Annotated in this window: 8 protein-coding genes and 1 tRNA gene; 4 read left to right on the top strand and 5 right to left on the bottom strand. The window is 66.9% G+C overall.

The window, feature by feature from the left end; all coding sequences use genetic code 11:
* Positions 1–55 precede the first annotated feature (55 nt).
* The 3 genes from LC574_RS09880 to LC574_RS09870 all read right to left on the bottom strand — a co-directional run bounded on the left by LC574_RS09880 (position 56) and on the right by LC574_RS09870 (position 4,792).
* A complete protein-coding gene (locus tag LC574_RS09880; protein ID WP_229453359.1) occupies positions 56–1,507 on the bottom strand; it encodes an SPFH domain-containing protein in 1,452 nt (483 codons plus the stop codon).
* A gap of 92 nt (positions 1,508–1,599) precedes the next feature.
* Positions 1,600–2,640 (bottom strand): SPFH domain-containing protein, encoded by a 1,041-nt coding sequence (locus LC574_RS09875; protein ID WP_229453358.1) that lies wholly within the window; start codon positions 2,638–2,640, stop codon positions 1,600–1,602.
* A gap of 91 nt (positions 2,641–2,731) precedes the next feature.
* Positions 2,732–4,792 carry an SPFH domain-containing protein gene (locus tag LC574_RS09870; protein ID WP_229453357.1) on the bottom strand — a complete coding sequence of 687 codons (2,061 nt, stop codon included), beginning with the start codon at positions 4,790–4,792 and terminating at the stop codon, positions 2,732–2,734.
* A gap of 646 nt (positions 4,793–5,438) precedes the next feature.
* Here LC574_RS09870 and LC574_RS09865 point away from each other — a divergent pair.
* Positions 5,439–6,806 carry an ABC transporter permease gene (locus tag LC574_RS09865; RefSeq protein ID WP_229453356.1) on the top strand — a complete coding sequence of 456 codons (1,368 nt, stop codon included), beginning with the start codon at positions 5,439–5,441 and terminating at the stop codon, positions 6,804–6,806.
* Between the two features lie 67 nt (positions 6,807–6,873).
* Positions 6,874–7,221, top strand: a complete 348-nt coding sequence (locus tag LC574_RS09860) for a hypothetical protein (RefSeq protein ID WP_229453355.1) — start codon at positions 6,874–6,876, stop codon at positions 7,219–7,221.
* Between the two features lie 104 nt (positions 7,222–7,325).
* Here the strand turns inward: LC574_RS09860 and LC574_RS09855 are convergent, their stop codons facing one another.
* Positions 7,326–8,777, bottom strand: a complete 1,452-nt coding sequence (locus LC574_RS09855; RefSeq protein ID WP_229453354.1) for a glycosyltransferase — start codon at positions 8,775–8,777, stop codon at positions 7,326–7,328.
* Positions 8,778–8,900: 123 nt separating this feature from the next.
* Positions 8,901–9,419, bottom strand: a complete 519-nt coding sequence (locus LC574_RS09850) for a hypothetical protein (protein WP_229453353.1) — start codon at positions 9,417–9,419, stop codon at positions 8,901–8,903.
* Positions 9,420–9,577: 158 nt separating this feature from the next.
* Between LC574_RS09850 and LC574_RS09845 the strand changes: the two genes are divergently transcribed.
* Both LC574_RS09845 and LC574_RS09840 read left to right on the top strand, forming a co-directional pair.
* Positions 9,578–9,661, top strand: a tRNA-Leu gene (locus tag LC574_RS09845).
* Positions 9,662–9,954: 293 nt separating this feature from the next.
* Positions 9,955–10,449 (top strand): biotin/lipoyl-binding protein (locus LC574_RS09840; RefSeq protein ID WP_229453352.1); only part of this gene is annotated, 495 nt, incomplete at its 3' end.

The raw sequence follows: 10,449 nt of genomic DNA, 5'->3' as shown, positions 1-10,449 counted from the left end.
CGAACGACCTCTCCCATCCACGCGGTGTTGCCGGCGTGCGTGGCGAGAGCGGTTCTTACTCGCGCATTTCCTTGGTCGGGGTGAAGAACTCGTTCGTTCGCATCTTCTGGTATTCCTTCTGCTCCTGCTCGTTGATCCTGCGGGTGCGGTTCTGCATCTCGCTCATGGCCCGCTGCTTGGCGACTTCCGGATTGGTGTTCAGCCACAGGTCCACCGGCTGCCCGGTGGGCACCCACCAGACGATCGGCTTGCTGGCGCCGGCCATCATGGTGTTGAAGGCCGACTGCCATTCTCCGCTGACCAGCAGGCGGGGATTGCTCTTGTAGATGTCCAGCTTCGCGCCGTAGAGCTGGGCATCGCCCGCGGCGCGGCTGACGATCGCCGAGCGGTACTGCTCGGCGTCGGAGATCGCCGCAGCCGCGGCGCCCTTGAGCCGCGGTGCGGCCGCGCCGTCGATCTGCACCTCACGCCCGTCGATCATGTCGTTGATGGTCTGGAGCGTCGCCTCGGCGCCGGCGCGATCGTCCTTGGCGAGCTGTGCGTCGAAGCGGGAGATGAGGGTCAGGAGGTACGGAGCGGCGTCTCCCGCAGTGGAGGTGAGCCTCGTGCTGCGGTCCTGCTCGGCGGTCTCGGCCTCGCGCCGGGCGTCCTGGGTGCTGGCGTCGACCTGCGCGAAGTCCTTGCGGAGCGAGAGCGGAGGCGTGCGGGCCTCCATGTCCAGGTTGGTGATCACCAGCCCGGTCTGCATGTCGTCCAGCAGCTGCTGGGCGTACTGCTTGGCGGTGAACTCGACGAGAGGGAGCGGGCCCTTGCGCTGAGGGTCGGGCTGCGACTTGAGGAACTCGTCGATGGAGACCTGGCTGGAGGCGAGCACGACGCCGCGCATGACGGCCCGGGCGACGATGCGCTCCTCGGCCGCGGGGTTGACGTTGGCCAGATACTTGAGGATCTGGCTCGCCGAGCGCTGGTACTGCACGCGCCATCGCGAGTGGGCGATCCCCAGGTCGCCGGTGAGGTTGTGGCCGTCGACGAGGGGGTCGAGCTTGCCCTTGCCGAAGCTCTCCAGCTCGCTGGGGGCCTTCCGCGCGTGCTCGTCTGCGACCTGCTGGAAGAACGCCCGCTCCATGTCCAGGGAGATGGCGCTGGTGTCGACCTTGATGATCTCGCCCATGGGCGTGGGGAGGCTGAACGCGAACCCCGGGGGGAGAGGCTCGGAATCCGCCTGGCCGAGCGTGACGCGCACGCCCGTCTCGGTGAGCTTGACCGACTGCATGCCGCTGGCGGCGTACGCGACGACCAGCCCGAGCATCGCCAGCTGGATGATGCGGTAGGTGATCTTCAGCGCATCGGCCAGCGACTGGTTCGCCGGGTCCATCAGCGACTGGACGTCCTGGCCGGCGCCGCCGGCGCGGAGCTGCACCGACGCCGGGCGGCGGCGGATCATCGCGGGGTTGGCGGCGGGTTCGTTCCCCGACGGGTTGGGATTCGTGCCTGGGGTCTGGCTCATGGGTCGATCCTGTCAGCGATCGAGGCGGGGGAAATGCGGAACGAAAGCGTCAAGCGAAGGAGAGGGGCGCGAGGGCTCTGGCCGACGCCGCGTCACTGCGGCGACCGGGCGGGCCTGCCCGCTGGGGGGGATGCCGGGGTGGAGGAGGCGGGCGGAGCGGCGGGCGCCGGTTCGGGGAAGATCTGCGGGACGATCCCGCCTCGGGTGTCGAAGGCGGTGGTGGGATTCATCACGCCCATGCCCGGAGCGCTGAAGGGCCAGACGAGCGTGGTCTGGGGGCCGATGCCGTCGCGCATGAGCTCCAGGCTCTTGAGGAAGACGGCCAGCTCGGGCACCTCGCGCATCTTGGCGAAGTACTCGGCGGCCTCGCGGTCGCCCTGCGAGCGGATGGCCTCGGCGCGCTGGCGGACGAAGTCCATGATGGTCTTGCTGTCGGCCTCGGCCTTGGTGCGGATGGACTCGGCTTCGGCCTCGCCCTTCTTGACGGCGTCGGCGGCGATGCGAGTGCGTGCGGCCTTCATGGCCTCAAAGACGTTGGACGTGATCGATTCGGGCATCTGGATGTTGAAGATGCCGACCCGGACCAGCTCGATGCCGCCTTCCTGCAGCGCCGCCCCCGCCCCGCCGGCGGAGGTGCGGCTGATGAGCGTTTCCTTGATCTTCTCTTCGAGCTCGGCGAGCTTGCTCCCCTCGCGGGCGTTGAGGAGTTCGTCAAGGCGGTACTGGCTGATCGCGGCCATCGCCGCCGAGAGCGAGCCCTTGAGCTGGTCGTCCGCCATGCGCAGGTGCTCGATGGGGCGGGAGCCGCCGCCGTAAAGCTGGTAGAACTTCAGCGGGTCGCTCACGCGCCAGCTGATGAAGGCCGAGACGATGATCTGGCGCTCGTCGCGCGTGGCGGCGGTCTGCGGCAGGGCCTCGACGAAGCGCGGCCGGGTGTCGTACTTGACGACGCTCTGGATCGGGTACGGCCAGCGGAAACCCATGCCCGGCGTGGTGCGCACCGTGTCGGGGTCGGCCTTGCCGAAGGTCGTGACCACGGCTTTCTCGGTGAAACGGACCGAATACGTGGTCATGAAGGCCAGGATGGCCAGGACGATCAGGCCCGCGACGAGGTACTTCAAGAGCTTCTGCATGGCTGCTCCGGGATGATTCTGAGAGTGCTGAGTGCTGAGTGCTGAGTGCTGAGTGCTGAGTGCTGAGTGCTGAATGCTGAATGCTGAATGCTTACTTGTTGCCCGTCTCCGCCGCTCCGGTGGAGAAGATGTTGCCGCCCGAGCCCTGGTCCTCGGCGTTGATGCGCACGCGCACATCGGCGCCGTCGGGAACGAGATAGACGCGGGCGTGGGCCAGCTCGTCGCGGAGCATGGCCAGGTACAACGTGGCCTTATAAAGGCTGGGGTTGGCGCGGAAGGCCGCCAGCCGGCCCTCGTAGGCCATCGCCTGGCCGCGCTGGGTCATGTGCTTGTTCCAGCGGTCCGCGCGAGCCTGGGCCAGGGTGGCGCCCGCCCGTCCGCCGGCGCGGAGGATGAGCGTCTCGATCTTGGTGGTCTGTTCGGCGACGGCCTTGGCATCCGCGGCTGCATTCTGCATCTGCTTGCGGGCCTCAAGCTCCTCGACGATCGTGCGGGCAAGTGCCAGGTCGCCCACAGCCCGGGTGAGGGAGCCGATGGCGTCGGTCCGCCCGCCGTCGACGAGCGACTCGCGGACTCGCCCGGCGGCGACGATCTTCTCGAACTCGCGCGCGACCTCGCGCTGGGGATGGACGGTTTCGATGCCGGCGAAGAGCACCTCGACGCCGGTGTCGGCGTCGGCGAACGCCTTCTGCACGCGCTGCAGGACCGCCTCGCCGGCTTCGGCGCGACGGGGGCCGATGACTTCGTCGTCCGTGTAGCGGGCAAGTTCGAGCATCAGTTCGCGCCGCGCCAGGGCGGTCAGGGCGTCGATGCGGGTGGCGGGGGCGTTGAACCGCTCGAACTTCTCGATGTCGCTGACGCGGTACCGCAGCGGCACGCGCACGGCCACCAGCGCGATCTCCAGCGTCTGCGTCGAGTCGTGCGAGGCGTCATGCGCGGGTTCGACGCCCATGCGGGATGCACGAGGCTGCGTCCGCACCAGGGCGTAGGTTTCCTTGACCTTGTGGTCGTTGGTCCACAGCAGGGCGCGGATCTCGTTCCCCGCCGCGGGGGTGGCCAGCTCGACTTCCTGCAGGAGCGAGGCGTTCATGCGGTCGATGGATTCGAACGGCCAGGGGAGCTTGAAGTGCAGGCCGGGGCCGACGTTCTCGACCGCCAGCCCGTTGCGCACGCGGATGCCCCGCTCGGTGGGGCCGACGACCGTGACGCACGTCATGATCCACATGACCGCCGCGCCCAGCAGCAGCAGCGGCAGGACGGCCCGGGCGACGAGCTTGTAGGCCCAGGTGCCCGTGACGTCGACGCCGACCTGGTAGCTGATGGCCCCGCCGAGGGTCTTGGCGATCCGGTCGGGGGAGGCGGCGAAGCCGAGGATCGGCGAGTCGAACGCCGACCGGGGGATCTCGCCCGGCTTGCGCGGGCGGTAAAGGTTCAGCAGCAGGCTGACGACGATCTCAACCCCGAGGAAACCCGCCAGGGCCGGGATGATGATCTGGATGTAGCGGAGCGCGTCGTCGCGGCTGGCCATGTCCACGAAGTGGGCGATGGCGATGGCGATGCCGATGAGCGACGCCAGGACGGCGTAGCCCGCGCCGCCGCGGAGGTTCGCCCACATCTTCTGCTTGGACATTCCCGAGACGAAGCGGGCGAAGATGAATCCGACAATGCCCAGGCCCAGGCCGATGGCGATCGCCCAGCCGCGATGGGGGGGCTTGGTGAACAGATCGACGCCGGCCTTGTCGTAGCCGATGCGTCCCATGGCGTCGGTGATGCGCCAGTAGGCCAAGGCGATCAGCAGGCCGGCAAGCAGGATGGAGACGCCGGGGACCAGGAACGAGTGCATCCACGCCAGGCGGCGGGCGTTGACGCGGAGGTCTTCGGTCGAGGCGGAGAAGACCGAGCCCTCCTTGGCGGCGTCCAGCTGCTCCTGCTCCAGGGCCTCGATGCGCTCGCGGCGGTGCTGGTCATACACCACCGCAAGGACGATCCACACGATGGCGCCCAGCAGGATGGCGTACGCGCCGCTTTGGGCGGCATGGTCGCGCCCCAGCACGGAGTAGATGAGGAGGCCGACGCCCAGCACCACTTGGATCACCAGGCCCAGAAGACTCACACTCGTCGCGCGGGCGTAGCTGAGATAGTCGGCTTTCATGCGTGCTCCGTGTCCGTCGATCAAACTCGCGGGTGGTCATGCCCGCGTGGAACGCTGAGGGTACCTCAAGCCCGGGCGCAACGCGCACCGCCCGAACCTCTCCCGATCCGTCGCCTCGACTCGGCCGGCTTCAGAACAAAGCCGCCGCCCCGCCTCCCGTCCCCGAGCCCGCCTGCATGTGCCTGTCGCGCACCCTGCATGGATGCGCTTGAGCCCTTCCCTGGGCCCAGGCAATGTGCCGTTCGGGCCGAACTCGTCTGAGTCCAAGCCCGTACGACGGGGGGCTATTCTGGCATCTTTGTCCGCATCTGTCCACCCACGCCGAAAGATCAGGCGTCGTGCTTGCAGAAGAAGCGGAAGATGTCAGGGCCGCTTGGCGCAAAGAGCGCGCAAGACGGCCAGGCCGGACGGTCCTTACGCAATAGAAACGTGCCGGTTCGCGCCCGGGATGGAACTTTCCGGCCCTCGTTGCCGTACGGATGGCGTTCCGCCGCGCGGACGGGTTGGATGCCGCGCGGCGTTGTCGCTATCCTCCACGCCTTCGGGAGCGGGGCTCATCATCTCGGCAGGTCTGCCGAGTGCGGCGTTCGCCCATATGGGGTCGGCTGGGCGGGGGGATCGGGATCGCATCCGACGGCTTATACACATGATTTCGCAAACCCTGACCATCGCGCGCACGACATTCATTGAAGCGGTCCGCCAGCCCATCTACTTCGTCCTGCTGATGATCGCCGGAGCGGCGATCGTGATGACGACGTGGTCGACCGGGTACACGATGGGCATGTCGGAGGTTGGAGAGGTCTCCGGCGACGACAAGCTGCTGCTCGACGTTTCGCTGGCGACGGTCTTCCTGTGCGGCACGCTGCTGGGGGCTTTCACCGCCACCAGCGCCGTCAGCCGGGAGATCGAGAACAAGACGGTCCTGACGGTCGTCTCCAAGCCGGTTGCGCGGTTTGTCGTGGTCCTGGGCAAATACCTCGGGGCGGCGGGGGCGATCACGGTCGCCGTGATCCAGATGGTGCTGTTCGTCTGGCTGGGCCTCCGGCACGGCGTCATGACGACGGCGGGGCAGGACCTGGATGCGCCGGTGCTGGTCTTCGCCCTTTCGGCGCTGGGCATCTCGCTGTTCGTGGCGGTGTGGGGGAACTTCTTCTACGGGTGGCATTTCACGCAGACGGCGTCGCTTCTCCTGCTGCCGCTGATGGCGATCGCTTTCGTGCTGGTGATGATGTTCAGCAAGAAGTGGGAGCTGCAATCGCTGCTGAAGGACTTCAAGCCGCAGGTGGCCATCGCGTGCCTGACCGTGCTGCTCTCGCTCTGGGTGATGGCGGCGATCGCGGTGGCGGCGTCGACCCGCCTTGGCCAGGTCATGACGATCGTGACCTGCCTCGGGGCCATGCTGCTGGGGCTCATGTCCAGTTTTCTCGTGGGGCAGCGGGCGTATGACAACAAGCCGCTGGCCAGGGTGCGGCTGGCCGACCCGGAGCGGGAAAGGTTCCGCGCGTTTGCGGAGTCCGGGGATGAGTACATTCTGACGCTGCGATCCGCCCCCGTAAGGGCCTTGAATGTCGGTCAGTCGCTCTGGTACGGGCCGATCCCCAACGGCTCGACGATGAGCCACGCGGACTTCGAGCCGTACGCCCCGCCCCCGGGGGGCAATGGCGGCGAGGCGATGCTCCGGCAGGGCACGCCTCCGGCGCTGGTTGTGACGGCGTGGAACGTGGGGGAGCTGAAGCTCACCCTGAAGAACATCGGCGGCACGGGAGTTCGGATTTCCCGCCCTCCTCAGCAGGATGATTATCTCTTTGACCGGCGGACCAAGGTCAACCCCTGGGCCCTGGCAATCTGGGGCGTCATCCCCAATCTTCAGTTCTTCTGGCTGCTGGATGCCGTCACGCAGAACCAGCTCATCCCGGTGGGGCATCTGGCGATGCTGTGCATCTATGCCGCGACCCAGATCGTGCTGTTTCTTTCCCTGGCGATCTTGCTGTTCCAGAAGCGGGACGTAGGGTAAACTCTCGTAATCACCCCGCGTGCGTGTTTCGTAGAGCAATCGGGTGGCGACTTTGAAAGGGGCTTACATGGGCAGTCTCACCGAGGGTCTGAACTTCGACAAGCAGATGGACAAGAAGTCGGGCAAGTCGTCGAAGGATGCGGGGAAGGGGAAGGGGAAGGGGAGCACCAGCAATCAAGGCGTCAAGATCGGCATCATCGTGGCGTGTTTCCTGGTTGCGGGCGTGATGCTGCTCCAGCAGGCGGGGGTGATCAACCTGTTCGGCAGCGACGCCCCTCCGCCGAACAAGACTCCCCAGGAGCAGGCGGCGGAGCAAAAGGAATACGAGAAGGCACGCATCCGCGACGAAGCCGCGCTCAAGCAGGCTGAGTCGCTTCCGCCGAGCCAGCGTCCGGTGATCGTCGGCGGCAACTGAGTCGCGCCGTCAAGTTATAACAACGCCAATGAAAGGCCTCGGTCGGCATGACCGGGGCCTTTATTCATGCCGCTCTGGTCGGCGCACGCTTCAGAAACGGCGCATCAGCCGATCATCAGGGCCGCTTGGCCGGCTGCGGCCTGTTCGTAGGTCCGCTCGCACGCCTTGGCGGCGCCTTCCCAGGTCAGGCGCTTGATCTCGAAGTTGCCGTGCTCGCGGAGGGTCTGGCTCAAAGGCGGGTGGCGGAGGACGGCGACGATCTTGTTGGCCATCTCGTCGATGTCCCAGAAGTCCACCTTCAGGGCGTGGGTGAGCACCTCGCTGACCCCCGACTGCTTGCTGATGATCACCGGCACGTCGCTGCGCATGGCCTCCAGCGGGGCGATGCCGAAGGGCTCCGAGACGCTGGGCATGACGTAGCAGTCGGCCATGGAGTAGATGCGGTCGACGTCGCCGCCCCGCAGGAAGCCGGTGAAGAGCACGCGGTGGCCGATGCCGTAGTGGGCGGCCAGCTCGATCATCCTCAGCTCCATGTCGCCGGAGCCGGCCATGATGAACTTGGCGTCGGGAACCTTTTCGAGCACGCGCCGGGCGGCGGCGATGAAGTACTCCGGCCCCTTCTGCATGGTGATCCTGCCCAGGAAGAGCACGATCTTGTCCTTGGAGCGGATGTCCGAGCCCGGGGGAGCCTGGTGTTCGGCGTCGATGCCGTTGTAGACGACGTCGACCCGGTCGGCCGGGATGCCGTAGCGGCGGACGCAGATGCTCTTGGTCAGCTCGCTCACGGCGATGACGCGCATGGCGGCCATCATGCCCCTTCGTTCGATGTCGTACACCCGCTGGTGGACATTGTCGCCCGAGCGGTCGAACTCCGTGCTGTGGACGTGGACGATCAGCGGCTTGCCGGTGACGCGGGCCAGGGCCTGGCCCGCGGGGAAGGTGAGCCAGTCATGCGCGTGCACGGCGTCGAAGGATTCGCTGCGGGCCAGGGCGACCACCAGGCGGGCGTACCGCTCGCTCTCGGCGACCAGGTCGCCCCGGTAGTGCGCGCCGGCACCCGAGGAGCCGACGGCGAAGGTCGCCTTCGCGTGCGTGAGCTCCTCATCGTGCTCGTCGGACCAGGAGATTTCCTCGACGGTCTCGATCACCGAGCCGTCGGGCTGGGTGGAGCGGACGGTGCGGAACTTGCCGGCCACCCGGCCGCCGTCGCCGTAGGGCGACGCGAAGCCGGCGGGGACGCCCACGAACCGGGCATGGGAAAATGCATGCGTGCCGGAGGAGCCGACATGCACGCGCTCGGAGGTGATCTCCGTGCCGGTCTGCACCAGCGTGCCGTCGCTCATGCGGACGGGGCCGGGATTGATCGCGCCTTCGGGAGAGAGCAGGCGGATGTGGCTGGTCTTGCTGCGGTCCACCGGGCGGGGGAGAACGAACATGATCTCATGGCCGCGGGCGTCCAGCGCCTTGGTCAGCCCGTAGCAGGCGGTGCCCAGACCGCCGGAGATGAAAGGTGGAAACTCCCACCCGAGCATGACGACGCGCATGGCGAGCTCCAAGCAAAGACCGCCTCGCCTCGGCCGAGAGAACCAGCCGGCGACCAAACACGTTCAAGACGCGGGGCGGACGCGGAATATAGGCAAGGAGCGCGGGGCCTCGGCACATCACCCGACGCGCCGGCGTCATTCGTCGTCATCGGCCTCGATGTCGCCGAGGTTGACGAAGCACGCCTGGTACGCCTTGAGCGTCAGCCACACGCGCCGGGCATTCTCATCGACCGTTCCGGTCAAGTCGGACGCCGGCACTGCCGAGCGGAAAGTGAAAAGCTTCATCGGATCGCGGAAGTGCTCAACCACCGGCCGGTAAGGGGCTGGATGCTCGACGTCGATCAGCTCATCCTGGATGAGGTCGCCGAGCTTGTCGCCAGTGTGCACCAAGTCCTGCTCGACGGACTGGCTGAGGTAGCGGTCCGGCGTGACCAGCGAAACCCAGAGCTTGCCGTTCTCCGCGAAGACGCGGTAGAACGCCGGCGCCGCGGCGGCCGGCGCCTCGCAGCTCAGGATTGCACCGCCTTCCAGGAACTCAACCCGGCCGAAGAGCTCGGACTGGTGGGCGAGCGTCTTCACGCGCTCCAGCACGGGCCGCCAGGCGTGGTCGGCATGGGATGATGAGGGTGTGCCGGGGGCGGAATGGGTCATCATGGTCAACTCTGCGATTGGTCAGGCCGGGGGAGCCCGGCGGCGAAGGTCTAGTCCTAGCTGGAGACAAGAATAGGGGCGTGCCGAAGGGGATTTCGGCGGGTGGTGCCCGGCGCTTGTTCCGCGGGTAGTGCGGGCGTATCCTCCCCTCCCACCCAAACGCCCAGGTGGCGAAATTGGCAGACGCACTACCTTGAGGTGGTAGCGCCTTCACGGGCATGGAGGTTCAAATCCTCTCCTGGGCATTCGCGAAGACCTCGCGGCGAAGCGACGGAAGCACCGTCGGTCGCCGCGGCTTTGTTTTTGCGGTCCCTGTCGTTGCGAATGAGTCTCTGGACGATCGCGGCATCCGATTCCATCGTGAAAACGAAACCGATCGGCGAACAATCCTTATTGCTCATCGAAGTACGTGCGTGGTGGCGAGACATGTGTGAAAGCGGTCGGGACAACCACCCAGAGGCACCCTGAGCAGGGGTGCGGAGCGGTCGCGGTTTGCCTCTCTACAGACTTCCCTTTCCTCTCTCCGGAGAACAGGCGCGTGTTGAAATGGCTGATCATCCTGTTCGTGGCGAGCGTGCTGGTCTGCGGCGTGGGGGGGTATTTCATCTCCAAGAGCCCTGGCACCGAGCAATGGTTCAAGAACTCGGTGCTCCAGCAGAAGCCGACGGAGGTCCGGCTGGAGGCGGCGGCGAAGGGGAGCATCACGCGAGTGGTCAATGCGCCCGGCTCCATCGAGCCCAAGACGAAGGTGCAGATCTCGGCGCAGGTCATCGCGCGGATCACCGACCTGCCGTTCCGCGAAGGCGAGCACGTCCGCAAGGACGACGTGGTGGTGAAGCTCGACTCGCGCGACCTGGCGGCCTCGCTGGAGAGCGCCCAGGCGCAGCTGCGGGGGGAGGAGGCCCGCCTGCGGGGCAACGAGGCGACGTTCGAGCAGGCCCAGCGCGACGTGCGCCGGCGCGAGGAGCTCTTGAAGACCGATGACGAGACGAAGGCGAGCGTGGAGGAGGCCCAGGAGCGGCTTTTGCGCTCC

This window comes from Nostoc sp. CHAB 5715, from assembly GCF_020829685.1.
GTDB lineage: Bacteria > Cyanobacteriota > Cyanobacteriia > Cyanobacteriales > Nostocaceae > Nostoc.
Note: the sequence above shows the minus strand (reverse complement) of the source record. Positions and strands in the feature narration are given on the sequence as shown.

What these genes read in the sequence shown, in the direction of transcription:
- LC574_RS09870 (WP_229453357.1), bottom strand. Translation starts at nt 4,792, where the DNA reads ATGAAAGCCGACTATCTCAGCTACGCCCGCGCGACGAGTGTGAGTCTT.
- LC574_RS09880 (WP_229453359.1), bottom strand. Translation starts at nt 1,507, where the DNA reads ATGAGCCAGACCCCAGGCACGAATCCCAACCCGTCGGGGAACGAACCC.
- LC574_RS09850 (WP_229453353.1), bottom strand. Translation starts at nt 9,419, where the DNA reads ATGATGACCCATTCCGCCCCCGGCACACCCTCATCATCCCATGCCGAC.
- LC574_RS09860 (WP_229453355.1), top strand. Translation starts at nt 6,874, where the DNA reads ATGGGCAGTCTCACCGAGGGTCTGAACTTCGACAAGCAGATGGACAAG.
- LC574_RS09865 (WP_229453356.1), top strand. Translation starts at nt 5,439, where the DNA reads ATGATTTCGCAAACCCTGACCATCGCGCGCACGACATTCATTGAAGCG.
- LC574_RS09875 (WP_229453358.1), bottom strand. Translation starts at nt 2,640, where the DNA reads ATGCAGAAGCTCTTGAAGTACCTCGTCGCGGGCCTGATCGTCCTGGCC.